Source organism: Streptomyces shenzhenensis (genome assembly GCF_021462265.1).
GTDB lineage: Bacteria > Actinomycetota > Actinomycetes > Streptomycetales > Streptomycetaceae > Streptomyces > Streptomyces shenzhenensis.
This window is the reverse complement of record NZ_JAJONF010000012.1, coordinates 22,423-48,272: the sequence shown is the minus strand read 5'-3', so window position 1 is coordinate 48,272 and position 25,850 is coordinate 22,423. Positions and strand designations below refer to the sequence as shown.

Below are 25,850 nucleotides of genomic sequence, written 5' to 3'. Positions count from 1 at the left end.
GCGCTCGCCGCTAGCGGCGCGACGGGCGGGGCGCCCAGGTGAACTTGTCCCCGCCCACCCAGCAGACCACGTCCGGGTCGTCGAGATCGTGGACCTTGATGCCGTAGGACGCGGCGACCTCCAGCACGTCCGTGATGGTGTGCGCCTGGCAGACCATTTCACCGTCGATCTCCACGATCCGGAAAGGCGGGGTGCCGGGTCTGTCGGTCATGACCCCGAGCACCCGGATCCGCGGCCGGGCGATGTGCGGGCTCGCTATCTCGGTCATGTAATCGAGGGTAGATCCCCCGGGCGGAAGTGACCGGCCTGAGTCACCCTGACGGGTGGAGGTGGCCATGGATCCCGTCGAGGCGCTGGAACGCATCGCCTTCCTGCTCGAACGGTCGCTGGCGCCCACGTACCGGGTTCGCGCCTTCCGCACCGCCGCCCGCGTCCTGGCGGCCCTGCCCGCCGACGAGGTGGCCGCCCGGGCACAGGCCGGGACCCTTCAGTCGCTGCGCGGCGTGGGCCCGAAGACGGCCCAGGTGGTCCACGAGTCGCTGGCCGGAGATTTGCCCCGGTATTTGCGCAGACTTGAGGAAGACACAGCCAAAGACGGCACCGGCCCCGGGTCCGGGCTGCGCGGGCTGCTGCGCGGGGACTGCCATCTGCACTCGGACTGGTCCGACGGCGGCAGTCCGATCGAGGAGATGGGCCGCACCGCGGCCGCCCTCGGCCACGACTGGGCGGTGCTCACCGACCACTCCCCGAGGCTCACCGTGGCACGCGGGCTGTCCCCGGAACGGCTGCGCGAGCAGCTGGAGGCGGTGGCGCGCCTGAACGCCTCCTGGACGCCGTTCCGGCTGCTCACCGGCATCGAGTGCGACATCCTGGAGGACGGCTCACTGGACCAGGAGCCGGAGCTGCTGGAGCGGCTCGACGTGGTCGTCGTCTCGGTCCACTCCAAGCTGCGCATGGACGCCCGCGCGATGACCCGGCGCATGGTGGCCGCCGTCCGCGATCCGCACGCCGACGTCCTCGGCCACTGCACGGGCCGTCTGGTCACCGGGCGGGGCCGGCCGGAGTCCGAGTTCGACGCGGACGAGGTGTTCGCCGCCTGCGCCGAGTCGGGTACCGCCGTGGAGATCAACAGCCGCCCGGAGCGCCTCGATCCGCCCCGCCGGCTGCTGCGCCGGGCCGTGGACGCCGGGGTGCTCTTCTCCGTCGACACCGACGCCCACGCCCCGGGCCAGCTGGACTGGCAGATCCTCGGCTGCGCCCGGGCCGAGGAGTGCGGGGTGCCCGCCGACCGGGTGGTCACCACCTGGTCCGCCGGGGAACTGCTGGCCTGGACCCGGGAGGAACGGATCCCGGCGCGCGTGACCGGCGCCTGACGCGGTACCCGGTCACCCGGGACGCTACGACAGGAAGGGGCGCCGAGCGATGGACCGCGCGGCCGTGTTCGACGTCGACGGGACCCTCGTCGACACCAACCACCTGCACGTCACGACCTGGTGGGAGGCCTTCCGGCAGGCCGGTCACCAGGTCACCATGCACGCCGTGCACCACTCCGTCGGGCTGGGCTCGGAGGACCTGATCGCCCATCTGCTGGGCGAGGACCGCGACCGGAGCCAGGACGGCGCACTGAGCGCCGCGCACACCGCGCTGTACGGGCAGTTCTTCGACCGGCTCGCGCCGCTGCCGGGCGCCGGCGAGCTGCTGCGGCGCCTGCACCGGGACGGCTGGCGGGTGGTGCTGGCCACCTCGGCGAGCGGCCCCGAGCTGGCCGCGCTGCGCCGCGCGATCGACGCCGACGACGCCATCGCCGCCACCGCGAGCGCCGACGACGTGACGCGGGGCAAACCGGCGCCGGAACCGGTGGAGCACGCCCTGGAGCTGGCCGGGGTGCCGGCGGACCGGGCCGTGTTCGTCGGGGACACGGTGTGGGACATGCGGGCGGGCACCAAGGCCGGGGTGCGCTGCGTGGGGGTGCTGTGCGGCGGGATCCCGCGCTCGGACCTGGTGGCGGCCGGCGCCGAGCAGATCTACGCCGACCCCGCCGACCTGCTCGACTCGCTGGCGGACAGCCCCTTCGCCGCCGGGTGACGCGCATCACCCACCGGGCCGGAACAGCCAGAGGCGATCGCCCGTTGAACCAGCCGTGGGTGCGGATGGGACAGTGTCCCCGGGCCTCACCTCTTGCCCACAGGGACGATCGTCCGGCTGAAGCCCTGTGGAGCCGTTCGCCGAGAGGCGACCGCCATCCGTGCCCACCACCTGGCTGCCCCGGCCGCGAATCCCCCGTCGCGACCGGGGCTTTCCCCTGCTCGGGGCCGTCCGGGACGGCCGCGGCGACGGTCGGGGCGCCCGCTTGACTTCGAGAGCACTCCAATTCGTAGCGTTCACGTCATGAGCACTACGACACCTCAGCACAAGATCGGTTCCGGGTTCGGCGCGGACAGCACGGCCGACGACGTCCTGGCCGGCCTCGACCTCCACGGCCGGCTCGCGATCGTCACCGGCGGCTACTCCGGGATCGGGCTGGAGACCACCAGGGCCCTCACCAAGGCCGGCGCCCGCGTCGTCGTCCCCGCGCGGCGCGCCGAGACCGCCCGTGCGGCGCTGGCCGGCCTGGACGGGGTCGAGGTGGACGAACTGGACCTCGGCGACCTGGAGAGCGTGCGCGGCTTCGCGGAGCGGTTCCTGGCCTCCGGCCGGACCGTCGACTTCATGATCGACAGCGCGGGGATCATGGCGTGCCCCGAGACCCGGGTCGGACCCGGCTGGGAGGCCCAGTTCGCCACCAACCACCTCGGGCACTTCGCCCTGGTCAACCGGCTCTGGCCGGCCGTCGAGCCCGGCGGCGCCCGCGTCGTGTCGGTCTCCTCGCGCGCCCACCACTTCTCCGGGATGCGCTGGGACGACGTCCAGTGGCGCCGCGGCTACGACAAGTGGCAGGCGTACGGCCAGGCCAAGACGGCGAACGTGCTGTTCGCCGTGCACCTCGACCGGCTCGGCCAGGACTCGGGCGTACGGGCCTTCGCCCTGCACCCCGGCGGCATCATGACCCCGCTGCAGCGGCACATCCCCCTCGAGGAGAAGATCGAGCGCGGCTGGATGGACGAGCAGGGCAACATGCTGGAGGTCGCGGGCCTGAAGACGCCGGAGCAGGGTGCGGCCACCCAGACCTGGGCGGCCACCTCCGCGCAGCTCGCGGGCCTGGGCGGGGTGTACCTGGAGGACTGCGACATCGCCGAGCCCGCCGTGGAGGGCGAGCCGACCGGCGTGAAGTCCTGGGCGGTGGACCCGGAGCAGGCCGCCCGGCTGTGGGACCTGTCGGCGGAGCTGACCGGGGTGAACGCGTTCGCCTGAGGCACCCGGTGTGCCGGCTCCGCGTCCGGGTACCCGGGGCGGAACCGCCGGCGAGAGGAGCCGCAGGTGAACAGCTCAGCCTCCCGCAACGTCGTGGTCACGGGAGCCACCGGAAACATCGGCACGAGTGTGCTGCGCGCGCTGGCCGAGGACCCGGAGGTCGCATCGATCCGGGGACTGGCCCGGCGGACACCCGACGGGACACCGCCGAAGACGCGGTGGTCGCAGGTCGACATCGGCTCCGAGCAGGCGCCGCTGGCCGACCTGTTCGCGGGCGCCGACGCGGTGGTCCATCTCGCCTGGGCGTTCCAGCCGACGCGTGATCCGGCGCGGACCTGGAAAACCAACGTGCTCGGCGGCATCCGGGTGTTCGAGGCGGTGGCGGCGGCCGGGGTGCCGGTGCTGGTGCACGCCTCGTCCGTCGGCGCGTACGCGCCGGGTCCCAAGGACCGGGCGGTGGACGAGTCCTGGCCGACGCACGGCTGGCCGGACGCGGCCTACTGCCGGGAGAAGGCGTACCTGGAGCGGGCGCTGGACGTCTTCGAGCGCGACCACCCGCAGGTGCGGGTGGTGCGGATGCGTCCGGCCTTCCTGTTCAAGCGGGAGTCGGCGAGCGAGCAGCGGCGGATCTTCGGCGGCCGGCTGCTGCCCGGCCCGCTCGCCCGGCCGGAGCTGCTGCACTTCCTGCCGGACGTGCCGGGTCTGCGGGTGCAGGCGCTGCACACCGACGACGCGGCCGAGGCCTTCCGGCTGGCCCTGGCCACCGAGGTGCGGGGCGCCTTCAACCTGGCCGCCGATCCGCCGCTGGACGCGGACGTGCTGGGCGAACTGTTCGGCGCGCGCCCGGTCCGGCTGCCGCGTACGGCGGCCCGGTCGGCGATCGCCGCCGCCTGGGGCCTGCACCTGCTGCCGGCCTCCCCGCACCTCTTCGACGCGGTGCTGCGACTGCCCCTGATGGACTGTGCCCGGGCCCACGAGGAACTGGGCTGGCGGCCGAGCCTTACCTCGACCGAGGTGCTGCAGGAGTTCCTCGCGGGTATGCGCGAGGGCGCCGGGGCGCCGACGGAGCCGATGCGCGGCCGCAAGGCCGGCTGAGCCGCCCCCGGTGGCCCGGCGTCACGCGGCCTCGGCGCGCTCGCGCCACGCGGCCGCCACGCGGGACTCAGGCCGAAGACCGGTCCGGTCACCCGGTGTTACCCGGCCACGGCGCCCTCGCACCACTCACGCCACTCAGGTCGGTACTCAGGCCGAGGGCTCGTCGGGCACCGGGTTCCCGGGGTGCGCCGACCCTCGGCGCGGAGCGCCCCGCGGGCCCGTCCCGGCCTCGTCGGTGTCGGGGAGGTCGCCGTCGCAGCGGTCCTCCTGCGCCCGCCGGCTCTCCGCCGCCTCCCACGGGTCCCGGCCGGACCCGGCCTGCTGGTCGGGCAGGTCCCGGGGAACCGGCCTGCCGTCCTGTTTGTCGCCCACGGTGTACTCCCCTCGCGTGGTTTCGAGGCCTCGTTCCGGGCGCCGGGCGAGTACCTCGGCGGCACCGGCCGAAACCCGGGGTCAGCGTGGGCTGCGCTCCTCCAGGGCCGCGCGCCAGGCGGGGAGCCGGTCCTCGGTCGCCGGTTCCGCGCGGCGGCCGCCGCGGCTGAAGAAGTCGGCGAGGGGCAGGATCGCCGCACCGACGGTGACCGCGTCCGGGCCGAGCCGGCCGAGGTCGACGGTCACCCGCTCGGCGGGGTGGCGCAGCGCGTACATGGCCGCGTACCGCCGTACGGCGGGCAGGAAGCGAGCGCCGAGCTGGAGTCCGGCCCAGCCGCCGATCAGGATCCGCTCGGGCTGGAAGAGGTTGATCAGGTCGGAGAGGCCGGCGCCCAGGTACTCGGCGGTCTCCTCCAGGACGGCGAGCGCCACCGGGTCGGGCTCGGTGCCCTCGGGCGGGTAGGCGGCGGCGAGCATCGCGGTGAGCGCGGACTCCTCGTCGAGACCCTCCGCCGGCCGGCCGCCCTCCTCACGCCAGCGGGCGAGCAGCGACTCGGCACCGGCGTAGGCCTCCAGGCAGCCGAGCGCGCCGCAGCGGCAGCGGCGGCCGCGCACCCGGACGGTCAGATGTCCCCATTCGACGGCGCGGCCGCGCTCCACCTCGGCGGTGACCAGGCAGGCGCCGACGCCGGAGCCGAACAGCACCACGACCGCGTTGTCCGCGCCGCGCCCGGCGCCGAACCACATCTCGGCCTGGCCCAGGGTCTTGGCGCCGTTGTCGATGAAGTACCGCACCGATTCCGGGAGCCGGCAGCCGGTGCGGAGCAGTTCCTCCAGCGGGACGGCGTCCCAGCCGATGGTCTGGCCGTGCACGACGGCACCGCGGTCCTCGGTGTGCTCGATGATGCCGGGGACACCGACGCCGACGCCGAGCAGCAGTTCGGGGGAGGCGCCCTCGGTGGCGAGGACCTCGTCGATGCCGTCCCGGATGTGGCCGACGATCACGTCGACGTCGTAGCCCTGCTGCGTCAAGGGGCGCTCGACGCGGGCCAGTTCGGTGAGGGTGAGGTCGAACAGCTCGACCCGGACCCGGGTCTCGCCGACGTCCACGCCGATCATGTGCCCGCTGTGCGGGGCGACGCGCAGCAGGGTGCGGGGGCGGCCGCCGTCGGAGTCGACGCTGCCGGCCTCCTCGACCAGGCCGTCGGCGATCAGGTCGGCGACCACGTTGCTCACCGAGCCGGAGCTCAGGCCCGTGGCCGGGCCCAGCTCGAAGCGGCTGAGCGGACCGTCGAAATAGAGCCGTTGCAGCACGGCCGTGCGGTTGGCCCTCCTGAGGTCGCGTACCGTGCGCCCGTTCCGCCCCGCCATGTGGCTCCCTTCACGAACCCTGCCCGACCTGCAACATACTCCTTCGGGAGGGTGGAAGCGATATTTCCCCAACCCTTAGTTCACGCTGTGAGCTAAGGAGGAGGTGCCGTGCGGCATCGTGCCGTGGGGTTCCATCGGGTTCCCCCTGCGGCCGACCCCGATGGGGCCGACCCTAGCCGATCACGGCCGGCCGAGGTCGGCCCGGTCGCGGCCGTTTCGCAGGGCGATGAACACCCCGTCCCCAGAAAGACCCCTGCGCCGAAAGCCAGGAACACCACCGGCCCCACCACGTGCCGCCGCATGCCGGGGCGAGAACTCCACCCGGTAGCCCAGGCGGTCCGTGGAGGCGAGCGTTGACCGCGACCCGCGTCGGCCCGTCGCTGTCCCCGGTGCGCACGTTGTCCACCACGAATCCCCAGGTGCGCACCCCGTGCCGCCGCAGGCGGCGTACCACCCGTGCCCTCGTGCACCGCGGCGGCGAGCAACCCCAGGCCGGTCACCGTGCACAGCACCGCTGACGCGTTCAACGCCCCAACGCTTCTGCCCCGTCCGAGCGTTCGGCGCCTCGGCGGCAGAAGGCGCGTCGGACCGGCGTTCGGTTTCCGCGGCGGGGGCACGGCGTTCGGAAACCCTCCGTGGTCGACCCCGGTCAGGCAGCCACCGGCACCCGGGTGATCCGCGGAAACGCGTTCGACGTGACACGGGAGGGGGAACAGGCCAAGGGATGCAACAGGTACAGAAGTGGGCCGAGGGGCTGTCGCGACTGCTGCGGCGGCATCGGGACCCGGTGGTCGTCCAGACGCTGCGGTCGGCCACCGCGGCCACGATCGCCTACGTCGTCGCGCTCCACCTGAGCCCGGAACCGGCTCCCCTCACCGCCCCGCTGACCGCGCTGCTGGTCGTCCAGGTGACCCTGTACGCCACCCTGACCAACGGTTTGCGCCGGGTCAACGCGGTGGTGGCGGGGGTACTGGTCGCCATCGCCTTCAGCCAGCTGGTGGGGCTGACCTGGTGGAGCCTGGCCCTGCTGATCGTGGCCTCACTGGCGGTGGGCCATCTGGTGCGCGTCGACGAGTACATCCCCGAGGTGGCGATCAGCGCCATGCTGGTGCTCGGGGTCACCACCATCAGCAGCACCGCGTGGGCGCGGATCGTGGAGACCCTGATCGGCGCGGTCGTCGGCATGGGCTGCAACCTCCTGCTCCCACCCCCGGTGTGGGTGGACGAGGCCGGCGAGTCCGTCGAGGGCCTGGCCCGCCGGCTGCGGCAGCTGATGCTGCGGATGGGCGAGGAGGCGGCCCAGGTCATGCCCTGGCAGCAGGCCGCCGCCCGGCTGCACGAGGCCCGCCGCCTGGACCACGCCATCGTCGAGGTGGACGCGGCGCTGCGGCAGGCGGAGGACAGCCTGCGGCTGAATCCGCGGGTCAGGGACGGCCTGCTGCACCGGGTGGTGCTGCGCACCGGCCTGGACACGCTGGAGATCTGCACGGTCGTGCTGCGCGTGCTGGCCCGGACCTTCACCGACCTGGCCAAGGCCCGCGAACCCGAACCGCTGTTCGCATCGGATGCGGGTGCCGCCGTGGAGCAGCTGCTGTCCGAGATCGCCGACGCCGTGGTGAGCTTCGCGGTCCTGGTGACCACCAGCATCAGCGAGAACGCGGAGTCGGCCGAGGCGCGGCTCGCCGCCGAGCTGCACACCGCGAGCGGCACCCGCGACAAGCTCGCCGACCTGCTCCGGCGGGATCTCCACCGCGACGACCGGAACTGGCAACTGCTCGGCGCGGTCCTGACCGAGGTCAACCGGCTCCTCGACGAGCTGGACACCGAGCACCGCACCCGCCGCCTGCTGGAGGAGCTGGACCAGGTGTCCGGCGAACAGCGCGCGGGGCGGCCGTGGCCGACCGGACTGCGGGAGCGGGTCGGCGTGCCGGAGCGGCTGCGGCGGAACCAGGACGGCGGTGCGGGACGTTCTCTGTCCCGGACGGGGAAGGGGGCACGCCGATGACGGACACGGCGGTACGGATCGACGGGAACACGCTACGGCTGCCGGGCGGGGTGGCGGTGCGGTTCGTGCGCACGCTGCGGCTGCCGGAGAAGGGCACGCATCCGCTGCCGCCGGGGCTCGGTGAGTTCCCGGTCCGGCGGGTGAGCGACTACCCGGACACGGTGCCGGCCGAGTGGCGGGCGCGGGGCGGGGTGATGCTGCCGGTGTACCTGCGCGAGGCGATGTGGCTGAGCTTCGCGGGCACGGCGGAACCGGCCGCGCTGCAGGTCGGCGTCGGCAAGGTGTGCGCGGTCTCCGGCAAGCCGTGGCGCGACCGGCTGTCCCGGAAACCCCAGAACTACCTGGTGCTGCCCCGGCAGCCATGGCTGGACGGCATCAACTCCGGAAAGGGCACGGTCCGCCAGTTCGTGGCGGTGCCGCTCGGGCTGGGCGCCACCGTGGAGGGGCAGGTCACCGGCGAGGAGGTGTGGGGCGGAGTCCAACTCCAGGCCTTCACGCTCCAGGACGGCCCGCTCGCCGAGTGGCGGCGGCAGGAGCGGCTGCGGCGGGAGCGCACCCGCGGGCGCGGACCGGCCGGCGGCTACGGTGCGGCCCTGCCGATGATGTCCGCGCTCCCCGCCCCCGGTGCGGCCCCGGCGGCCAGGCCGGCCGGGATGGGCCTCGGCGTCGGCGGCTCGATGCGCCAGGAGGTGTACGAGGACGACCGGCCGTTGCAGGACTGGGCCCAGACCCCGGCCGGACGCGTCTTCGTGCACCTGGTCACGCCCCCGCAGTGGCGGCGTGTCACCGGCGAGGTGCCCCCGCCGTCGCCGGTGGACCGGGCGGCGTACACCCGCGCGGGCCTGCCCTGGTACGACTACTTCGACCAGGACGCCCGGGATCTCGCCGCCACGGACACCCTGGCGGCGGTCAAGCCCGTCGGCGACTGGCTCGGCGACGACCTGGAGCCCTGGCAGCAGCCGTCCCCGGAGCAGGTGGTCCCCCTGAAGGACGCACCGGGCGTCCCGGTGACGGACGGCGACTGGTAACCGCTGTCGCATCACACGCAACGGGCGTTGCCGTTTCTTGCGCCGGCCCCTCGGTCCGGGTCAGGGTGTCTCAGGTCCGGGGTGACTCACGACCTGAGGTGCGTGGCATGGGCAGTGGTACGGAAGGGACGCGCGGCGGCTGGAACAGGCGCCGGTTCGTCGGCGCGCTGGCGGGCGCTGCGGCCGTGGTCGCGGTTCCGGCACCGGCGGCCCCGCCCGCAGAACGGCCGGACCATGCGGCGCGCCCGGCGGCCAGGACCCCCGCGCGGACGCCCGCGGCTCGCCGCCCGCTCTACCTCGGCACGTACACCTCCGTGGAGGGCGGCGGCGCCGGCATCGGCCTCGCCGACTACGACCCCGTGACCGGCCGGATCACCGACACCGGCACGCTGACGGGGGTCGCCGACCCGTCGTACCTGGCCGTCCACCCGAACGGCCGCACGCTGTACGCGGTGAACGAGCGGGCGGAGGGGAGCGTGACCGCCGTACGCCTGGCGGACCGGAAGCTTCTGGGCAGCCGGAGCACGGGCGGCGCGGGCCCGTGTCACCTCTCGGTCCATCCCACCGGCCGCTGGCTGCTGAGCGCCGACTACACCTCGGGCAGCGTGGCCGTGCACCCGATCGACGCCACGGGCGCCCTCGGCGAGCGCACCGACCTCGTCACGCACTCCAGCCCGGCCCCCGGGCCCGGCCAACAGGGCCCGCACGCCCACCAGTTCATCACCAGCCCGGACGGCGGCCACGTCCTCGCCGTGGACCTGGGCACCGACACCGTCTACAGCTACCGCCTCGATCCCGCGCGGGGCACCCTCACCGAGGTCGCCCAGGCGCACACGAAGCCGGGGGCGGGTCCGCGCCATCTCACGTTCCACCCGGGCGGCCGGTACGCCTACCTGGCCGACGAGGTGGGGAACACGGTCGCGGTCTGCGGCTACGAGCCGGCCGGCGGGCGGCTGACGATCGGCGAGCCGCAGGCCACCGGCGCCGCCGGCACCACCAACTACCCGGCCCAGTTCCTCGTCACCGCCGACGGCGCCTTCGCCTATCTGGCCAACCGGGGCGACAACACGCTCGCGCGGTACGCGATCGAGGCCGACGGGGCCCGGCTGCGGTTGCTGGACACGGTGCCGGTGCACGGGGACTTCCCCCGGCAGATCGCCTTCTCCCCCGACGGCCGGCTGCTGTTCGCGGCCAACCAGCGGTCCGGCACCGTCAGCGTCTTCACCGTCGATCCGCCGAGCGGTGAACTCCGGCTCGCGGGCGAGCCGTTCGCGTCACCGGTCGCCGTCTGCGCGCTGCCGCTGTAGGGCCCGCGGCAGGCGGAAGGCGGCCGCGCTCGCCCGGGCCGGCCGGACGTGCATGCGCTCTGCGAGCTGACGACGTCGGCGGCGGGCGCGTGGAAGGTGAGCCGTCCGTCGCCGTGGGCGCGGGTGCGTCCGATGCGCAGGCTCAGGAGATGACACCCAGCAGGGCCCGTGCACACAGATCCCGTACCTGTTCCCGGGTGAGTTCCTCGGTGCGCAGCCACTCCAGGCAGACATGCGTGGTGAAGGCGAGCCAGCCGCGCACCGCGAGGCGGGTGTCCGGGCGCCGGGCGAGAGCCGGGCCGAACTCGGGGTCGGCGGCCAGGGCGGCGAGGACCTGGCGCTCCTGGGCCGCCTGCGCCTGCCGGTAGACACGGCGCACGGCCTGGTCGCCGGACGCCTCGGCGCGGTGGAACGCCCGGAAGCCGTGCGCGTGGGTGTGGACGTAGTCGAGATAGACGTCCAGGCTCGCGGTGAGCTGTTCACGGGCCGGCACCCCGGGCACCGCCGCCGTCATCCGCAGCATCCGCTCGCTCTCCCGCTCCACGACCGCCGCGAAGAAATCGCGTTTGTTCGGAAAATAGTGGTACAGCAGGCCTCGGGAGACGCCCGCGATCTCGGCGACCTGCTCGATCCACACGTCGTCGTAGGGGCTCTCGGAGAAGAGCCTGGCCCCGACCGAGAGGAGCTGCTCACGGCGTTCCGCGGTACTGAGCCTGCGGCGGGTGCGCTCACTCGGATTCGCGGGCATACCCGCACCTTACTTGACGCGGGTTCAACAACGGGACGAGACTGAAACCTCTTATTGAACCCACGTACAACTAGCTCACCTGCCGCAGCATCGAGGGAGATCGCGTCATGGCGGAGACGGTCACGCGGACGGCGGCGCAGGTCCCGCTGCCCAAGGGGTTCCGGGGCGCCGGACAGGGCTGGCCCGAGCTGAGCCGCATCCCCCACCCACCGCATCGGCTGCCCCTGCTCGGCGACGTCCTGGGCGTGAACCGGCGCACGCCCCTGCAGGACTCGATGCGCCTCGGCACCCGGCTGGGCCCGATCTTCCGGCGCAAGGTGTTCGGCAACGAGTTCGTCTTCGTGTGGGGCGCCGCACTGGCCGCCGACATGGCCGACGAGTCCCGGTTCGCCAAGCACGTGGGACTCGGGGTCGCCAATCTCCGCCCCGTCGCCGGGGACGGCCTGTTCACCGCGTACAACCACGAGCCGAACTGGCAGCTGGCGCACGACGTCCTGGCACCCGGCTTCAGCCGCGAGGCCATGGAGGGCTACCACGGGATGATGCTCGCGGTGGCCGGGCGGCTCACCGACCACTGGGACCGTGAGCTGTCGGCCGGCCGCTGGGTGGACGTGCCCGGGGACATGACCAAGCTGACCCTGGAGACCATCGCCCGCACCGGGTTCGGCCACGACTTCGGTTCGTTCGAACGGAACCGGCCGCACCCCTTCGTGACCGCGATGATCGGCACGCTCACCTACGCCCAGCGCCTGAACAGCGTGCCGGGGCCGCTCGCCCCGCTGCTGCTGCGGCAGGCCGCCCGGCGCAACGCGGCCGACATCGCCCACCTCAACAGCACGGTCGACACCCTGGTCGAGGAGCGGCGGGCGAGCGGCCGCGCGGACGGCGACCTGCTGGACCGGATGCTGGAGACGGCCCACCCCGAGACCGGGGAGCGGCTGTCCGCCGAGAACGTACGGCGGCAGGTGATCACCTTCCTGGTCGCCGGGCACGAGACCACCTCGGGCGCGCTCTCCTTCGCCCTGCACTACCTCGCCCTGCACCCCGAGATCGCGGCCCGCGCCGCCGCCGAGGTGGACCGCGTCTGGGGCGACACGCCCGCACCGGGCTACGACCAGGTGGCGAAGCTGCGCTATGTGCGCCGGGTCCTCGACGAGTCGCTGCGGCTGTGGCCGACGGCGCCCGCCTTCGCCCGCGAGGCCCTCCGGGACACCGTGCTGGGCGGGGAGCATCCGATGCGCCGGGGAGCCTGGGCCCTGGTCCTGACCGCGATGCTGCACCGGGACCCCGAGGTGTGGGGGCCGGACCCCGAGCGCTTCGACCCGGACCGGTTCGAGGCGAAGGCCGCGCGGGGCCGGGCCCCGCACACCTTCAAGCCGTTCGGCACCGGGGCACGGGCCTGCATCGGCCGCCAGTTCGCGCTGCACGAGGCGACCCTGGTCCTCGGCCTGCTGCTGCGCCGCTACACCCTGCGGGCCGACCCGGACTACCGGCTGCGGGTGACCGAGCGTCTCACCCTGATGCCGGACGGGCTGCGGCTGCGGCTGGAGCGCCGCGCCCCCGCCCCGGCGCCGGTGTCCGTGCCCGAGGCGCCCGCGTCAGAGGGCGGTGGCTGTCCAGTGCACGGGGCGGGTGACTGACCCCGGCAGGCGCGTCCCCGCGTTGCCCCGGGCCGCGTCGAGCTGGGGCTGGGTCAGGAAGAAGGCGCCGGTGAGGTCCGCGTCGCCGAGGTCGGCGTCCCTGAGGTCGGCGCCGATCAGGTCCGCGTCCCGCAGATCGGCCCCGGTGAGGTCGGCGGCGATGAGACAGGCGCCGCGCAGACTCGCCCCGCGCAGCCCGGCGCCGCGGAGCCGGGCACCCATCAGGTCGGCGCCCCGCCGGTCCTTCCCCCTGCCGCGCACCCCCGCCCGGGCCAGCTCGCTGGCCCGCAGCAGCAGCACGTTCACCTCCTGCCGGTGGGCGGCCACGTCCAGCGCGGCCAGCTCTTCGGGCGTACCGAGGCTCAGTTCCTCGGTCTTCCGCAGCGCGGCGCGCAGACCGGCGTGGACGGGGCGGGCGGCGGCCAGGCCGAGGGCCTCCGTCAGATACCAGAGCAGTTCGTGCAGCTGCCGTACGACCGGGAAGACGTCGAACATCCGGCGGGCGTCCTGCTCGGACCCGGTCCGCCAGTCCCGGCCGCCGAAGGTGACCTGCGAGACCTTCTGCCCGGCGCCGAGGCAGTCGTAGACCGTGCAGCCGGCGAAGCCGCGCTGCCGCAGCTCGGTGTGGATGCCGCAGCGGTGGTCGCCGCCGAGGTTGTGGCAGGGCTTTCCGGCGGGCTTGCTGACCGCGAAGGCCGCCGACGCGGCGAACGGCAGGGCGACACAGCACAACCCGAAACAGCGGGCGCAGTCCCCGGTCAGCCGAGCACGTTCGGATATCTGTTCTGGCATCCGGTCAGCCTACTGACCGGTGACGACCGCCTCCCGCGCGTTTCTCGGCCGTACCGTGTCCGCGTCCGGCGCCCGGCCGAACCGGCGCTGGTACTCGCTCCCCCGGAAGCCGGGCACGATCGTGCAAGTCGCCGATACGATCGCCATAGCGTTCCCGCAGCTCAGCCTGGTTTGCTCGAAGAGTCGAAAATCCCACTCCTCTTCCACGGAGCAATTCATGGCACTCGACTCGTACGTCGGTCTCGGCCGGTCCGGGCTCAAGGTGAGCCCCTTCTGCCTGGGCGCGATGAACTTCGGTGAGGACGGCGGCTTCGGCTGCTCGGTCGAGGAGTCGGAGAAGATCCTCCAGACCTATCTCGACCTCGGCGGCAACTTCGTCGACACCGCCAACTTCTACACCAACGGCCACTCGGAGGCGATCCTCGGCGACTTCCTCGCCGCCCGTCCCGGCCGCCGCGACCGCCTGGTGCTGGCCACCAAGTTCTTCGGCAACCTGCACCTCGGCGACCCCAACGGCGGCGGCGCCGGCCGCAAGGCGATCGTCGGCCAGCTGGAGGACTCGCTGCGCCGGCTGCGCACCGACTACGTCGACCTGTACTGGCTGCACAACCACGACCGGTCCACCCCCGTCGAGGAGACCCTGCGCACCCTCGACGACCTGGTGACGGCCGGCAAGATCCGGTACGTCGGCTTCTCCGACACGCCGGCCTGGTTCACCGCCAAGGCCCACACCACGGCGCTGCTGCGCGGCTGGACGCCGGTGACGGCGCTGCAGATGGAGTACTCCCTGCTGGAGCGCACCATCGAGGGCGAGCTGATCCCGCTGGCGCAGGACGCGGGGATGGGACTGCTGCCCTGGAGCCCGCTCAAGAACGGCTTCCTCTCCGGGAAGTACCGCAAGGGGCGGTCCGCACCCGCCGACGCCCTGCGGTCCGCCGTCGTCGGGCAGCCCGGCGAGGCCGAGTTCACCGTGATCGAGACACTCGCCGCCGTCGCCGAGGAGGCCGGCGCGAGCCCGGCCGCGGTGGCCCTTGCCTGGGTGCAGAACCGCCCCGGCGTCACCTCCACCCTCATCGGCCCGCGCACCCTCGGTCACCTGGAAGCCAACGTCGCCGCCCTGGAAGTCCGCCTGACCCCTGACCAGACGGCCCGGCTGGACGAGGTGTCGGCACCGGCCCTCGCCTTCCCCCACGACCTCAACCACCGCGTCGGCACCATGCTGAAGTACGCGGGCGCCACGGTCGACGGGGTGCCGAGCGCGGTGTATCCGCCGCTGCTGGCGAGCTCCGCCCGCTACTGAATCCGGTTCATGCCGGCCGAGCCCCCTCGCAAGGCCGCCGGCCCGGAACTCACCGCCGGGATTCCGCTCTTGTGGAGGTCCCCTTCATCCGGCGGAAAACAAACTGGGCTATCACAGGGGCAGGATCCCGCACGACAGGAGAAGGACCATGTGCAGGCATCAGCCCCCGTGCCCCGGCGCCGACCACCCCGACCGCCACCCGGCCGTCATCGTCTCGGCCCATCCCGAACAGGGCTGGAGCCTGCTGTGCGACGGCACGATCGTCTTCGACGATACAAAGATTTGATTAGAACTCCTCTAGTAACTTCTGCGGATGCCAGAGAATCGCCAGGGCATTCGACCTGGGATGATGTCGTTTTGCTACCGCTAATCGGGCCACGTCGGTAACCGACGCACCAGCAGCAGCCACACGTCGGGAACGCACTCAGTCGCCCGAGACGCCGTCGAGACGGTCCCGCACCGGCCCGTACAGGCCGCACGGACCCAGCCTGCGGACCATCGCCCTGCGAGGCCCGGACGACCCCTGTGACTTCCCTGACGCTCACCGGGGCGTTTTGGTGTGTGCGCTCAGGTCGGCGCAGGCCGTCTGTGTCGTCGCGCTCTTCGCCGACTGTGAGTGGCCGACGGTCGCCCCCGGGTCCTTGCTGTAGATGGCTGCGGAGACCGCGCTGTCGTAGGCCTCGTTGAGGCCGTTGCCGCTTGTGCCGAGCATGTTCTCCCGAAGCTGTCGGGAAATGAGTGAGATGCGTGTCGGGTCAAGTTGCCGTTGGCGCTGCGGCCGTGACATAGCGGGCGAGTTCACAAGGGTCGACGGGGCGGGACGGGGAGCGGCTCGCTGTGGTGGCCGTGCGGCTCGAGCAGGGGGTGGACCTGTTTCATGAGGGCGCGCCTCTGGTTTCCGCCGATCCTCAGGAGACGGGCCGTGGGTGAGACGGGCAGGCCGCGCTGGTGGGCCCAGACGATGTTCTCGGTGCCATACTCGCCGGCGTGGTCCAGCTCCTGTTCCAACGGCTCGGCCTGCCAGCCGGCCGCCTACGCGTGGACCGAATCGTCGACGAGGCGCGCTACAGCGCCGACCCCGTCCGGCTGATGGAGCTCTTCGGCCTGTCCAACCTCTCCGCCACCCGCTACGTCCTGCCGGCGTGCCCAATCCCAGGCCCCGGTGGGGCGTGTGTCGATTCGATTTACCGGCGGCGGCATGATGACTTAACTTGGCGTTTAACGTCGCAGGTCGGGTGACCTGCGACGTTAAACGCCAAGCTCAGAAAGGACAGTTGCCCGGTTACGTAGAGGGTTCGGCACTTGATGAAGATCGGGAACCTCGATCTCACCGCGCCGGTCATGAAGTGATGGCCTTGAGCTGGAGGGCCAGGACGAGCCGTACGTCCGCGTCGCCGAGGTCGATGCCCGCCGCCTCCTCGATCTTGCCGAGACGGTAGCGGAGGGTGTTGGTGTGGACGTGCAGCTGCTCGGCGGCGGCGCGTACGTTGCCCTGGTGCTCCAGCCAGGCGTGCAGGGTGGGTACGTACTCCGTGCCGTGCACGTCGTCCTGTTCCTGGAGGCGGTGCAGGGGCGTGACGCTCTCCAGGTCGGCCACCGCCGCCGGTTCCAGGAGCCGGGTGAGAGCGGCGCGGGCCCAGCAGTCGTCGAAGGCGAGCGGATCGCCCGGCGCGGGGGTCAGCCTGGCGACGGCCAGGGCGCGCTCCGCCTCCTTGCGGGAGCGCGGCAGGTGGCCCTGGCCGTGGGCGGCCGAGCCGATGCCGGCGTACACCGGCAGGTGGTCGCGGTCACGGCTGCCGAGGAGGTCGTACACCCATCCGCGGACCAGGTCGAGGGACGACTCGCGGGGGCGGGCGACGGTGAGGACGAGATACCAGAGGTTCGACAACTGGCCAGCGTGGACGGTGAGTTCGGGGCCCCGCTGGGTCAGTGCGAGGGCCTGCTCCAGGCGGGAGCGGGCCAGGGCGCGCTCTGCCGGCTCGTGCGGGGCGAGGGCCAGCGCCACGACCCAGTGTGCCCCGGGCGGCAGTTCGACGGCGTCCGCGGAACCCGTGACCGCGGGGGAGCCGTGCAGCAGGACGGCCAGCTGCTCCATCTCGACGCGGTGGCCGCGGTAGTCCTCGGTGCGGCGGCGCATGAGCTGGACGGCGACCCGGTGCGCCACCTGGCCGAAGGCAGTGATCCGCGGTTCGTCGGGCCGGTCGACCACGGCCCACATCGTGCCCAGCCCGAAGCTCCCGGCGCGCAGGCCGACCGCGAGCCGGTCGGCCGCCCCTTCGCCGACTCCCCGCACGGTCACCGGTGAGTCGCTGCGGGCGATCTCCTGGGGGATGCCGTGCGCGGCGAGCGCGCGGCTGAAGGCGTCGGGGGCACGCCGGGTCATCAGGGTCTCGGTGCGTACGGCGTCGCCGCCCCGCTGGTCGCTGGAGTAGGCCAGCAGCCAGCCGCGCGGGTCCTCGACGGTCACCGGTCCGCCGACGGCCGCGGCCGCGAGGTCGGCCAGGGCGAAGAGGTCACCGGTCCGCTGCTCGTCGGCCTCGGCGGGACCCGCGTGTTCGGCGAGCGTGCCCTGGACCAGCGCCGCCGCCTGGAGCCAGTCGATGCCGTCGTCCAGCACCAGGATCGCGCAGCCGTGCTCGGCGGCGGCCTCCAGTACCTCGGTGTCGTCCTCGACCCGGCACTTGACCGCCAGCGCGGCGACGCTTCCGCGCAGTGTGCGCAGCAGGGCGGTGACCGTCGCCGCCTCGTGCGCGCCGACGGCGAGCAGCACCTCGCCGGGCGTCGAGGCCCGCGCGGCACCGGGCTCATGGATGCGCACACCACCCACCGGCAGTGACGGCTCGGGAAGCAGGACGGCGCGCAGTACGCCGCTGCCGAGCGCCGCGACCAGGGAGTCGAGGTTTCCGCTCATCGAGGACTCCCCGGAGATCAGATCGCCGTCATGCCGCCGTCCGCGACCACCGCGGACCCGGTCATGAACGTGGACAGGTCGGAGGCGAGGAACAGAGCGACCGAGGCGATCTCGTCGGGGCGGCCCTCCCGTCCGAGGGGCTGCCAGTCCGGCAGGCCCTCCCGTACGGCCTCGATGCCGCCCATCCGCTCGGCGTGCGCCAGGTTGATGGGGGTGTCGACCCAACCGGGACAGATGCAGTTGCAGCGGACGCCCAGGGCGGCGAAGTCGCGGGCGACGGCCTTGGTGAGCATCAGCACGCCACCCTTGCTGGCGGTGTAGCCGGCCAGGACGGGTTCGGCCACCAGGCTGTTGACCGAACCCATGTTGATGACCGAGCCGCCGCCGGCCCGCAACAGCGCGGGGACGGCGTACTTGCAGCCGAGGAAGACCCCGCGCAGGTTGACCGCCAGCATGCGGTCGAAGTCCTCGACCGAGGTCTCCAGGACGTTTCCGGGGATGGATACGGCGGCGTTGTTGACCATGGTGGTGAGCCGTCCCCAGGTCCGCTCGGCCGTCTCGACCGCCGCCGCGACATCGGCCGGATCGGACACGTCCGCGCGCAGCGGCACGACCGCCCCCGGATCCGTGCACAGTTCGGCCGTGCGGGCCACCCCCGCTTCGTCGACGTCCGCCGCCACCACCCGCGCCCCGGCCGCCACGAAACCGCGGGTTATCGCCCGTCCGATGCCGCTGGCGGCACCGGTCACCACCGCGACCTTCCCGTCCAGGTCGATCACGCCGGACCGCCGGGCCGTTCGGAGGATTCCACGGCACGGGCGGGAGAGCATTGGGAAATTGTCCAATGACACGACGAGGGACTCACCGCAGCATTGTGGCATCCCCGGGCGTACTTCAGGAATCACGGATGTATGCGATTGGCGGATCGGCCAACGCGCACGACGGAAAGAGACTTCATGGGCATCCCCACTCCACCCCCTCCCGCCCGCACGGGCCGCGTCGCCGGCAAGGTCTGCATCGTCACCGGTGCCGGGTCCGGCATCGGGCGGGCGATCGCCCACCGGCTGGCCGAGGAGGGCGGACGGGTGCTGTGCGCGGACCTGTCGGGCGACGCCGCCGTGCGCACCGCGACCGAGATCGTCGATCAGGGCGGGACCGCCCAGTCGCACACGGTCGACGTGTCCTGCAGCGCCGCCGTGAACGGGATGGTCGAGGTCACCGTGGCGCGCTGGGGCCGGGTCGACGTCCTCGTCAACAACGCCGGGGTCAACCTGCCGGGTCTGCTGCACGAGGTCCCGGACGACATCATCGACCGCACCCTGGACGTCAATGTCAAGGGCCAGCTCTACGGCTGCCGGGCGGTGATCCCGCACATGCTGGCCCAGGGCGGCGGTTCCATCGTCAACATCTCCAGCGTGAACGGTCTTGTCAGCGAGCCCTTCCTCACGGTCTACTCGGCGTCCAAAGGTGCGAGCGTGATGCTGACCAAGGGTGTCGCACTCGACTACGCCAAGCAGAACATCCGCTGCAACGTCATCTGCCCGGGCTGGGTCGACACCCCGATCAACCATGCCCACGCCGAACTCCTAGGCGGCCTGAAGCAGGTGTACGAGACCATCGACTCCTTCCAGCCGGTCGGGCGGCCCGGCGAACCGCGCGAGATCGCCCACGTGGCCCTCTTCCTCGCCTCCGACGAGGCGAGCTTCATGACCGGCAGCGTCGTCGCCGTCGACGGCGGCATGACCTCCCAGTGACCCTCGACCCACCCGCAGCCGTACCCCTTCCCCCCGCACATCGTCCCCCCGTTCAGTACGCCCGTCAGAAGGGGTTCCCATGGCTTTCGACAAAGTCGAGCGCACCGGACCAGCCGGCACCAGACCGGCCGAGGTGAGCAACGACGAGGCCCGTCTCCATGAGCTGGGCTACGCCCAGGAGCTGGAACGCAGCATGTCGGCGTTCTCCAACTTCGCCGTCTCCTTCACGATCATCTGCATCCTCTCCGGCTGTATGACCCTGTACGGCTTCGGCATGAACACCGGCGGTCCGGCCGTCATGGTGTGGGGCTGGCCCGTCGTCGGCCTGTTCACCCTCACCGTGGGGCTGGGCATGGCGGAGGTCTGCTCCAGCTATCCGACCGCCGGCGGCCTCTACTACTGGGCCGCCAAGCTCGCCAAGACCAACGGCCCCGCCTGGGCCTGGTTCACCGGCTGGTTCAACTTCCTCGGCCAGGTCGCCGTCACCGCCGGCATCGACTTCGGCCTCGCCCAGTTCCTCAACGCCTTCCTTGACCTGCAGTGGGGCTTCGCCGCCACCCCTGGCCACACCGTCCTGCTCTTCGGCATCACCCTGCTCATCCACGCCCTCCTGAACGTCCGCGGCGTCAAGGTCGTCGCCCTGCTCAACAACATCAGCGTCTGGTGGCAGGTCATCGGCGTCGCGATCGTCGTTCTGGCCCTGATCGTCTTCCCCGGCAAGCACCAGTCGGCGAGCTTCGTCTTCGGTCACTTCGTCGACAACACCGGCTGGGGTTCGGGCCTCTACGTCTCCCTGCTGGGCCTGCTCCTCGCCCAGTACACCCTGACCGGTTTCGACGCCTCCGCCCACATGACGGAGGAGACCCACGACGCCGCTCGCTCCGGCCCCCGTGGCATCGTCAACTCGATCCTGGTCTCCCTGGTCGCCGGCTGGATCCTGCTGATCGGCGTCACCTTCGCCATCCAGTCCTACGACGGCGCACTCGGCAGCAGCACCGGCGTGCCCCCGGTCCAGATCTTCCTCGACGCACTCGGCGCGACCGGCGGCAAGCTGCTCCTGCTGATCGTCATCGGTGCCCAGTTCTTCTGCGGCATGTCCTCGGTGACCGCCAACTCCCGCATGATCTACGCCTTCTCACGCGACGGCGCCCTGCCGGGCTCCAGGATCTGGCACAAGATCAGCGATCACACCCGCACGCCCACCAACGCGGTCTGGCTCGCTTCCGGCGGAGCCTTCCTGCTGGGTCTGCCGTACCTGATCAACCCGACCGCGTACGCCGCCGTCACCTCGATCGCCGTGATCGGGCTCTTCATCGCCTACGTCATACCGATCTACCTGAGGCTGCGCCAGGGTGACGACTTCGTCGCCGGGCCCTGGCAGCTGGGCCGCTGGAGCAAGCCGGTCGCCGTCACGGCCGTGGGCTGGGTGGTGTTCGTGACGCTCCTGTTCATGCTCCCGCAGGTCAGCCCGGTTACCGCGACCAGCTTCAACTACGCGCCAGTCGCCGTTGTGGTCGTGCTGGGCTTCGCCGGCGCATGGTGGGGACTGTCCGCCCGCAAGTGGTTCAGCGGGCCCAAGGTCCAGGGCAGCGCGGACGAACTCGCCGCCATCGAGCGGGACTTGATGGGCGGCTGAATCCGGCCGGTCGATCGGAGTCGGGTGTCGGCACCTCCGTGGGCGCCGACACCCACTCGGCGTGTCCGGTCCGGCGTCGCCCCCCGCACCACGATTCTCCGGCCAGGTCCGGGCGGTTTCTATCAGTGGTTGCGAATCACCTGGTGAATGGGCCTTTGAGGCATTCTCGCATGACCTCGGCTGGGGTCCTGTCGCCAAGGACGAGTCGGGGGCGCCGGTTGAGCTGATGCGCGACTTCGCGGAGGTCTCGTGCAGTGTGGACGGACAGATTGGTGCCCTTGGGAAAGTACTGGCGCAGCAGGCCGTTGGTGTTCTCGTTCGTGCCGCGCTGCCAGGGTGAGTGCGGGTCACAGAAGTAGATCCGGAACCCGGTCAGCGCCTCGATGTCCTCGTGCAGGGTCAGCTCACGTCCTTGATCCCAGGTCAGCGTCCGCCGCAGCTGGGGCGGGATGTGCGCGGTCTGCGTGATGAGCGCGTTGCGGACCTGTGGGGCCTTCCAGCCGTTCGGCAGGTGGATCAGGTGCACGTAGCGGGTCGTACGCTCGACGAGGGTGCCGATCGCGGAGCCCTGGCCGCGTCCGATGATCAGGTCCCCTTCCCAATGCCCTGTAACGGTACGGTCGTTGACCTCGACGGGCCGCTCGTGGATGAGCGTCATGTTCTTGATCTTGTTCAGTGCGGGGACACCACGACGCTGCTTCTTGCGGCGGGTGCGGCCGGTGCGGAGCTTGGCCTCGCCGCGGCCGAGGAGGCCGGCGAACAGGGCCCGGTAGATCGTCTCCGGACAGTCCCGCATCGCCACGTCTTTCGCGTACTCGCGGGCCAGGTGACGCGCGATCTGCTGCGGCGACCACTTTTCGGTGAGTTTCTCGCGCACGAGCGTCCGCAGCGGCTCGCTGCCGCGGATCTTCTCCTCCTTGGGACGGCGGCGCCGCAGCAGGGACTGGTTGTGGGCCCACCAGGGGTGGTAGCTGCCGTCCGGCTTCGCGTTGCGTTTGATCTCGCGGTAGACGGTCTGAAAACTCTTCCCGATCGACGCGGCGATCTCCTTGACGGTCTGCTTGGCCTGGAGGCCGTCCGCGATGGCGATGCGGTCGTTCTGAGTCAGGAAGCGCGGTGGTATCGGGCCGGCGTCGGGGACGATCACGCTTCCAGCTTCGATGAACCAGTTCGAACCACAGCTGGCGGAGACCCCCACCACCCGGGCCGCCGCCGCACCCTTGTAGCCCTCCCTGAGCAACTCGAAGTACCGCTTCTTCACCGAACTCGGCATCTTGTTGGGGGCGTACTTCGGCATCCGAACGCTCTCCTTCCGGGGCGTTCGCAATCACCGATAGAACTCAAGCCCCTTTTGCGGGCACCGGCCGCATGCTGGTGGGCGCGGGCGATGGTCGAGTCCACCGAGACATCCCAGGTGATCAGCCCCCTCAGCGTCGGCCCGGGCCTGCAGTTGCTCGAAGATGCGGTGCCAGGTGCCGTCGCGCTGCCAACGCCGGAAGAGGCCGTAGACCGTCTCCCACGGGCCGTACCGCTCGGACACGTCTCGCCAGGGAGCGCCAGCGCGAGTGCGCCAGCGTATGCCGTCTATCAGCTGCCGCCTGGTGTGTACCGGTGGCCGTCCAGGCTTCTTCCCGAGCGGGAGCACCGGCTCCAGCTTGACGCGGCCAACCTGGCATGGAAGCTCGACCTGGTGTTGAGCGGGCGGGCGACCGAGTTGCTTCTGGACACCTACGAGTCAGAGCGCATGTCCCACTCCACCTACTTCGTGGCCGGTTCGCTCGAAGGCTGGAAGCTGGTCAACGACAACGACCTGGAGAAGGCGATGGCCAGGGACGCCTTCCTGCGTGAGCACGCCGACTCCGCCACTCCGCCGATTCCTCCTCTCTGTCAGGGAATCGTCAGGCGCGGTGCGGACGGTGAAGTCCTCGGAGCCGCCGGGCTCCGCGCCCCCAGGGGCGCGTCCGCGGCGGCACGCGGGAGGGGCTGCTCGACTCACTGGTCGGATTCGGCTTCCAACTGGTCACGAAGGTCGACATCACTGGCCGGCTCGGCTCGGCACGAAGCAGCCGTCTGGCCGAACTGGGTTTCGACATCGTCACCCTCGGCTCCGGTCCCGCCCGGTTCGAGGAACTCGACCACACCTACACCTCGTTCTTCAGCACCTACGGTGCAACGGCGTTCATCGGCCGGCCCGACCTGTACGTCTTCGGCACCGCCGACGGAGCCGACGCGATCCTGGCGCTCATCGACGACCTGCTGCAACACATCCCGGCCCCCGAGCCGTCGCCCAAGCCGTCGCGCATGTCGCTGACCTGACCACGCGGCAGGCCGCTGATTCGATTTTCCACGCCCACGGGGTGTCGCCTTCAGACGACCGGCCCGCTGCGCCCACGGAGGGTACCTGTGACACAGGAGTTCAGAGATCATCTTCGTCCTCTGGACGACGAGAAAGATCGTCGGTCTCGTCGAGCTCGACGCGTACCAGTACGTCGAACGGCATCTGCACTGGGAACCGTTCCGCGACGCGATCACTACGTGGAAGAACTCGCTCGCCAGGGAACCCTTCCGCGGCATCACCACCGACGGCGACGTCCGGGCAGATCTGTTCGAACGGCGATCCGAAGACGCACCGACCACCGCGATGGTGCGGGCCGCGGAGCGATTTCTCGCGTCCCTGAGTTCCACCGAGGCCGCAGCTGTCGCGCATCCGCTGAACAGTCGGGTCTGGCGGACCTGGATGACGGTGCCCCGAAGCCCGGCGGCACCCCCCAGGTCGTCGAATTCGACAGGAGGCACAGAGCCATACCGGACCCGGGGGCCAGGCACCCCCTTGCGGGGCCACGTGAAAGGTAACGGGGCGACTCGGCCCTCCCGGCACGCCCGGCCCACTTGCCCCCGGGGATTGCCCCACCTCCGTGATGTCGTCCAGGGCTGCGAGTCCGTTTCGCGGACAGACGCGGGTTGGCGGAGGTCAGGTGGGGACTTTCGCGAAAGTCCCTCGTGCTCCGTCGCCAGAGGCGGGCGGCCAGGCACGGGCCGGAGATCACCGGCGTGCGGTTCGCCTGCGCGGGTCGCAGTCGGGACAGGCCAGACGTCCCAGCGGAACGGGGCCCCTGATTCATGGCTTCCGGATCAGAGGTGCTTCGGTGCGGGCGGCGATGTCCTCGGCGGTGACATCCGGCGCGCATTCCACGAGCGCGAGGCCCTCGGGTGTGACGTCGAGGACGCCGAGGTCGGTGATGATGCGGTGGACGCACCGTTCGCCGGTGAGTGGGAGGGTGCACTCCTTGAGGATCTTCGGGGTGCCGTCCTTGGCGGTGTGTTCCATCAGGACGATGACGCGGCGGGCGCCGTGGACGAGGTCCATCGCGCCGCCCATGCCCTTGACCATCTTGCCGGGGATCATCCAGTTGGCCAGGTCGCCGACGGCGGAGACCTGCATCGCGCCGAGCACGGCGGTGTCTATGTGGCCGCCCCGGATCATGCCGAAGGACAGGGCCGAGTCGAAGAAGGAGGCCCCCGGCAGCACCGTGACGGTTTCCTTGCCCGCGTTGATCAGGTCGGGGTCGACCTCGGCCTCGGTCGGATACGGGCCCGTGCCCAGGATGCCGTTCTCGGAGTGCAGGACCACATGGACGTCCGGGGGAAGGTGGCCGGGGATGAGGGTGGGCAGGCCGATGCCGAGGTTGACGTACGAACCGTCGGTGAGTTCGGCGGCAGCGCGGGCGGCCATCTGGTCCCGGGTCCAGCCCAGCTGCGTTCCGAGGGTGGTGCTCATGCGCTTACGGTCCTCTTCTCGATCTGTTTGTCGGCGGCCTCGGCCGGGGTGAGGACCACGATCCGCTGGACGAAGACGCCCGGCAGATGGATCTCGTCCGGGCTCAGCTCGCCCGGCTCGACGAGTTCCTCCACTTCGGCGACGGCGATGCTGCCCGCCATCGCGGCCAGCGGGTTGAAGTTGGCGGCGGACTTACGGAAGACCAGGTTTCCGTGGCGGTCGCCGCGCCAGGCCCGTACGAGGGCGAAGTCGGTGGTGATGCCGTGCTCCAGGACGTACGCGCGGCCCGCGAAGTCGCGGGTCTCCTTGGGCGGGGAGGCCACCGCGACCGTGCCGTCGGGCCGGTAGCGCCAGGGCAGCCCTCCCTTGGCGACCTGGGTGCCCACCCCTGCCGGGGTGTAGAAGGCGGGGATGCCCGCTCCCCCGGCGCGCAGCCGTTCGGCCAGCGTGCCCTGCGGCACCAGCTCCACCTCCAGCTCGCCCGAGAGATACTGGCGGGCGAACTCCTTGTTCTCGCCCACGTAACTGCCCGTGACACGGGCGATCCGGCCGTCGGCCAGCAGGACTCCCAGTCCGCGCCCGTCCACGCCGCAGTTGTTCGACACGACCTCCAGGCCGGTGGTGCCCTGGGCGTGGAGCGCCTGGATGAGCACGCCGGGGATGCCGCTGAGGCCGAAGCCGCCGACGGCCAGCGACGCGCCGTCGGGGATGTCGGCGACCGCCTCGACGGCGCTCGCGCGGACCTTGTCCATGGGAGGGAGG

At 71.7% G+C, this 25,850-nt stretch carries 25 protein-coding genes and 3 pseudogenes; 15 read left to right on the top strand and 13 right to left on the bottom strand.

Translation table 11 applies throughout. The features are described 5' to 3' along the window. Positions 1 to 10: 10 nt before the first annotated feature. Entirely contained in the window at positions 11 to 268 is a 258-nt protein-coding gene (locus LQ326_RS17800) for a hypothetical protein (protein ID WP_234537857.1), read from the bottom strand. 67 nt (positions 269 to 335) lie between these two features. Here LQ326_RS17800 and LQ326_RS17795 point away from each other — a divergent pair, with 67 nt between their 5' ends. The 4 genes from LQ326_RS17795 to LQ326_RS17780 all read left to right on the top strand — a co-directional run bounded on the left by LQ326_RS17795 (position 336) and on the right by LQ326_RS17780 (position 4,446). Then, positions 336 to 1,373: a PHP domain-containing protein gene (locus LQ326_RS17795; protein ID WP_234537854.1), complete on the top strand. Its 1,038-nt coding sequence runs from the start codon at positions 336 to 338 to the stop codon at positions 1,371 to 1,373. Between the two features lie 49 nt (positions 1,374 to 1,422). Next, positions 1,423 to 2,085: an HAD family hydrolase gene (locus LQ326_RS17790; protein WP_234537851.1), complete on the top strand. Its 663-nt coding sequence runs from the start codon at positions 1,423 to 1,425 to the stop codon at positions 2,083 to 2,085. 303 nt (positions 2,086 to 2,388) lie between these two features. Then, the gene (locus tag LQ326_RS17785; RefSeq protein ID WP_234537848.1) at positions 2,389 to 3,351 is read left to right on the top strand and encodes an SDR family NAD(P)-dependent oxidoreductase; all 963 of its coding nucleotides are present in this window, start codon (positions 2,389 to 2,391) and stop codon (positions 3,349 to 3,351) included. A gap of 66 nt (positions 3,352 to 3,417) precedes the next feature. After that, a complete protein-coding gene (locus tag LQ326_RS17780; protein ID WP_234537845.1) occupies positions 3,418 to 4,446 on the top strand; it encodes an SDR family oxidoreductase in 1,029 nt (342 codons plus the stop codon). A gap of 147 nt (positions 4,447 to 4,593) precedes the next feature. On the opposite strand, the gene LQ326_RS17775 is transcribed toward LQ326_RS17780, so the two are convergent. After that, positions 4,594 to 4,818 (bottom strand): hypothetical protein, encoded by a 225-nt coding sequence (locus tag LQ326_RS17775; RefSeq protein ID WP_234537842.1) that lies wholly within the window; start codon positions 4,816 to 4,818, stop codon positions 4,594 to 4,596. An 81-nt stretch (positions 4,819 to 4,899) separates the two neighbouring features. After that, positions 4,900 to 6,189, bottom strand: coding sequence for an ROK family transcriptional regulator (locus LQ326_RS17770; RefSeq protein WP_234537840.1), 1,290 nt, complete (start codon positions 6,187 to 6,189; stop codon positions 4,900 to 4,902). A gap of 724 nt (positions 6,190 to 6,913) precedes the next feature. Here LQ326_RS17770 and LQ326_RS17765 point away from each other — a divergent pair. From LQ326_RS17765 to LQ326_RS17755, 3 genes are all read left to right on the top strand, one after another. Further along, positions 6,914 to 8,194: an FUSC family protein gene (locus LQ326_RS17765; protein ID WP_234537838.1), complete on the top strand. Its 1,281-nt coding sequence runs from the start codon at positions 6,914 to 6,916 to the stop codon at positions 8,192 to 8,194. Next, complete coding sequence (locus tag LQ326_RS17760; RefSeq protein ID WP_234537836.1) at positions 8,191 to 9,222, top strand: hypothetical protein; 1,032 nt, start codon at positions 8,191 to 8,193, stop codon at positions 9,220 to 9,222. The genes LQ326_RS17765 and LQ326_RS17760 overlap by 4 nt, the downstream gene beginning before the upstream one ends. Before the next feature lie 107 nt (positions 9,223 to 9,329). Continuing rightward, complete coding sequence (locus tag LQ326_RS17755; protein ID WP_234537834.1) at positions 9,330 to 10,529, top strand: lactonase family protein; 1,200 nt, start codon at positions 9,330 to 9,332, stop codon at positions 10,527 to 10,529. Positions 10,530 to 10,671: 142 nt separating this feature from the next. Here the strand turns inward: LQ326_RS17755 and LQ326_RS17750 are convergent, their stop codons facing one another. Continuing rightward, complete coding sequence (locus tag LQ326_RS17750; RefSeq protein ID WP_234537832.1) at positions 10,672 to 11,277, bottom strand: TetR/AcrR family transcriptional regulator; 606 nt, start codon at positions 11,275 to 11,277, stop codon at positions 10,672 to 10,674. Positions 11,278 to 11,384: 107 nt separating this feature from the next. Here LQ326_RS17750 and LQ326_RS17745 point away from each other — a divergent pair, with 107 nt between their 5' ends. Further along, positions 11,385 to 12,917 (top strand): cytochrome P450, encoded by a 1,533-nt coding sequence (locus LQ326_RS17745; RefSeq protein ID WP_234537830.1) that lies wholly within the window; start codon positions 11,385 to 11,387, stop codon positions 12,915 to 12,917. On the opposite strand, the gene LQ326_RS17740 is transcribed toward LQ326_RS17745, so the two are convergent. After that, entirely contained in the window at positions 12,876 to 13,709 is an 834-nt protein-coding gene (locus LQ326_RS17740) for a pentapeptide repeat-containing protein (RefSeq protein WP_234537829.1), read from the bottom strand. The genes LQ326_RS17745 and LQ326_RS17740 overlap by 42 nt on opposite strands. A gap of 217 nt (positions 13,710 to 13,926) precedes the next feature. Between LQ326_RS17740 and LQ326_RS17735 the strand changes: the two genes are divergently transcribed. Both LQ326_RS17735 and LQ326_RS17730 read left to right on the top strand, forming a co-directional pair. Next, the gene (locus LQ326_RS17735) at positions 13,927 to 15,009 is read left to right on the top strand and encodes an aldo/keto reductase (protein WP_234537827.1); all 1,083 of its coding nucleotides are present in this window, start codon (positions 13,927 to 13,929) and stop codon (positions 15,007 to 15,009) included. A 148-nt stretch (positions 15,010 to 15,157) separates the two neighbouring features. Next, a pseudogene (locus LQ326_RS17730) lies at positions 15,158 to 15,286 on the top strand (DUF5999 family protein); the annotation flags it as partial. Positions 15,287 to 15,550: 264 nt separating this feature from the next. On the opposite strand, the gene LQ326_RS17725 reads toward LQ326_RS17730, so the two are convergent. Beyond that, positions 15,551 to 15,721, bottom strand: a complete 171-nt coding sequence (locus tag LQ326_RS17725; RefSeq protein ID WP_234537823.1) for a hypothetical protein — start codon at positions 15,719 to 15,721, stop codon at positions 15,551 to 15,553. A 275-nt stretch (positions 15,722 to 15,996) separates the two neighbouring features. Here LQ326_RS17725 and LQ326_RS17720 point away from each other — a divergent pair, with 275 nt between their 5' ends. Then, entirely contained in the window at positions 15,997 to 16,248 is a 252-nt protein-coding gene (locus LQ326_RS17720; RefSeq protein WP_234537820.1) for a hypothetical protein, read from the top strand. Between the two features lie 100 nt (positions 16,249 to 16,348). Here LQ326_RS17720 and LQ326_RS17715 read toward each other — a convergent pair whose 3' ends face one another. Then, a complete protein-coding gene (locus tag LQ326_RS17715) occupies positions 16,349 to 17,920 on the bottom strand; it encodes a PucR family transcriptional regulator (RefSeq protein WP_234537818.1) in 1,572 nt (523 codons plus the stop codon). A gap of 17 nt (positions 17,921 to 17,937) precedes the next feature. Continuing rightward, positions 17,938 to 18,699: an SDR family NAD(P)-dependent oxidoreductase gene (locus LQ326_RS17710; RefSeq protein WP_234537816.1), complete on the bottom strand. Its 762-nt coding sequence runs from the start codon at positions 18,697 to 18,699 to the stop codon at positions 17,938 to 17,940. Positions 18,700 to 18,876: 177 nt separating this feature from the next. Between LQ326_RS17710 and LQ326_RS17705 the strand changes: the two genes are divergently transcribed. Together LQ326_RS17705 and LQ326_RS17700 are read left to right on the top strand one after the other, a co-directional pair. Further along, on the top strand, positions 18,877 to 19,674 hold the full coding sequence (locus LQ326_RS17705) for an SDR family NAD(P)-dependent oxidoreductase (RefSeq protein ID WP_234537814.1): 798 nt from the start codon (positions 18,877 to 18,879) through the stop codon (positions 19,672 to 19,674). A 79-nt stretch (positions 19,675 to 19,753) separates the two neighbouring features. Next, complete coding sequence (locus LQ326_RS17700) at positions 19,754 to 21,310, top strand: amino acid permease (protein ID WP_234537812.1); 1,557 nt, start codon at positions 19,754 to 19,756, stop codon at positions 21,308 to 21,310. A 136-nt stretch (positions 21,311 to 21,446) separates the two neighbouring features. Here LQ326_RS17700 and LQ326_RS17695 read toward each other — a convergent pair whose 3' ends face one another. Together LQ326_RS17695 and LQ326_RS17690 are read right to left on the bottom strand one after the other, a co-directional pair. Beyond that, positions 21,447 to 22,607, bottom strand: coding sequence for an IS30 family transposase (locus LQ326_RS17695; RefSeq protein ID WP_234537810.1), 1,161 nt, complete (start codon positions 22,605 to 22,607; stop codon positions 21,447 to 21,449). 47 nt (positions 22,608 to 22,654) lie between these two features. Next, a pseudogene (locus LQ326_RS17690) lies at positions 22,655 to 22,964 on the bottom strand (transposase); the annotation flags it as partial. On the opposite strand from LQ326_RS17690, the pseudogene LQ326_RS48710 reads away from it, so the two are divergent. Together LQ326_RS48710 and LQ326_RS49220 are read left to right on the top strand one after the other, a co-directional pair. Further along, a pseudogene (locus LQ326_RS48710) lies at positions 22,914 to 23,024 on the top strand (hypothetical protein); the annotation flags it as partial. The pseudogenes LQ326_RS17690 and LQ326_RS48710 overlap by 51 nt on opposite strands. A gap of 269 nt (positions 23,025 to 23,293) precedes the next feature. Beyond that, the gene (locus LQ326_RS49220) at positions 23,294 to 23,626 is read left to right on the top strand and encodes a hypothetical protein (RefSeq protein WP_491074088.1); all 333 of its coding nucleotides are present in this window, start codon (positions 23,294 to 23,296) and stop codon (positions 23,624 to 23,626) included. 100 nt (positions 23,627 to 23,726) lie between these two features. Here LQ326_RS49220 and LQ326_RS17680 read toward each other — a convergent pair whose 3' ends face one another. The 3 genes from LQ326_RS17680 to LQ326_RS17670 form a co-directional block, all read right to left on the bottom strand. Then, entirely contained in the window at positions 23,727 to 24,017 is a 291-nt protein-coding gene (locus LQ326_RS17680) for a hypothetical protein (protein ID WP_234537806.1), read from the bottom strand. A 411-nt stretch (positions 24,018 to 24,428) separates the two neighbouring features. Then, positions 24,429 to 25,064 carry a CoA transferase subunit B gene (locus tag LQ326_RS17675; protein WP_308401953.1) on the bottom strand — a complete coding sequence of 212 codons (636 nt, stop codon included), beginning with the start codon at positions 25,062 to 25,064 and terminating at the stop codon, positions 24,429 to 24,431. 20 nt (positions 25,065 to 25,084) lie between these two features. Beyond that, complete coding sequence (locus LQ326_RS17670; RefSeq protein ID WP_234537800.1) at positions 25,085 to 25,840, bottom strand: CoA transferase subunit A; 756 nt, start codon at positions 25,838 to 25,840, stop codon at positions 25,085 to 25,087. Positions 25,841 to 25,850 lie beyond the last annotated feature (10 nt).

Excerpts from the sequence above, each read along its gene's own strand:
- LQ326_RS17800 (WP_234537857.1), bottom strand. The coding sequence starts at position 268 with ATGACCGAGATAGCGAGCCCGCACATCGCCCGGCCGCGGATCCGGGTG.
- LQ326_RS17795 (WP_234537854.1), top strand. The coding sequence starts at position 336 with ATGGATCCCGTCGAGGCGCTGGAACGCATCGCCTTCCTGCTCGAACGG.
- LQ326_RS17790 (WP_234537851.1), top strand. The coding sequence starts at position 1,423 with ATGGACCGCGCGGCCGTGTTCGACGTCGACGGGACCCTCGTCGACACC.
- LQ326_RS17785 (WP_234537848.1), top strand. The coding sequence starts at position 2,389 with ATGAGCACTACGACACCTCAGCACAAGATCGGTTCCGGGTTCGGCGCG.
- LQ326_RS17770 (WP_234537840.1), bottom strand. The coding sequence starts at position 6,189 with ATGGCGGGGCGGAACGGGCGCACGGTACGCGACCTCAGGAGGGCCAAC.
- LQ326_RS17765 (WP_234537838.1), top strand. The coding sequence starts at position 6,914 with ATGCAACAGGTACAGAAGTGGGCCGAGGGGCTGTCGCGACTGCTGCGG.
- LQ326_RS17760 (WP_234537836.1), top strand. The coding sequence starts at position 8,191 with ATGACGGACACGGCGGTACGGATCGACGGGAACACGCTACGGCTGCCG.
- LQ326_RS17755 (WP_234537834.1), top strand. The coding sequence starts at position 9,330 with ATGGGCAGTGGTACGGAAGGGACGCGCGGCGGCTGGAACAGGCGCCGG.
- LQ326_RS17750 (WP_234537832.1), bottom strand. The coding sequence starts at position 11,277 with ATGCCCGCGAATCCGAGTGAGCGCACCCGCCGCAGGCTCAGTACCGCG.
- LQ326_RS17745 (WP_234537830.1), top strand. The coding sequence starts at position 11,385 with ATGGCGGAGACGGTCACGCGGACGGCGGCGCAGGTCCCGCTGCCCAAG.
- LQ326_RS17740 (WP_234537829.1), bottom strand. The coding sequence starts at position 13,709 with ATGCCAGAACAGATATCCGAACGTGCTCGGCTGACCGGGGACTGCGCC.
- LQ326_RS17735 (WP_234537827.1), top strand. The coding sequence starts at position 13,927 with ATGGCACTCGACTCGTACGTCGGTCTCGGCCGGTCCGGGCTCAAGGTG.
- LQ326_RS17725 (WP_234537823.1), bottom strand. The coding sequence starts at position 15,721 with ATGCTCGGCACAAGCGGCAACGGCCTCAACGAGGCCTACGACAGCGCG.
- LQ326_RS17715 (WP_234537818.1), bottom strand. The coding sequence starts at position 17,920 with ATGAGCGGAAACCTCGACTCCCTGGTCGCGGCGCTCGGCAGCGGCGTA.
- LQ326_RS17705 (WP_234537814.1), top strand. The coding sequence starts at position 18,877 with ATGGGCATCCCCACTCCACCCCCTCCCGCCCGCACGGGCCGCGTCGCC.
- LQ326_RS17700 (WP_234537812.1), top strand. The coding sequence starts at position 19,754 with ATGGCTTTCGACAAAGTCGAGCGCACCGGACCAGCCGGCACCAGACCG.
- LQ326_RS17695 (WP_234537810.1), bottom strand. The coding sequence starts at position 22,607 with ATGCCGAAGTACGCCCCCAACAAGATGCCGAGTTCGGTGAAGAAGCGG.
- LQ326_RS17680 (WP_234537806.1), bottom strand. The coding sequence starts at position 24,017 with ATGCGCGACAGCTGCGGCCTCGGTGGAACTCAGGGACGCGAGAAATCG.
- LQ326_RS17670 (WP_234537800.1), bottom strand. The coding sequence starts at position 25,840 with ATGGACAAGGTCCGCGCGAGCGCCGTCGAGGCGGTCGCCGACATCCCC.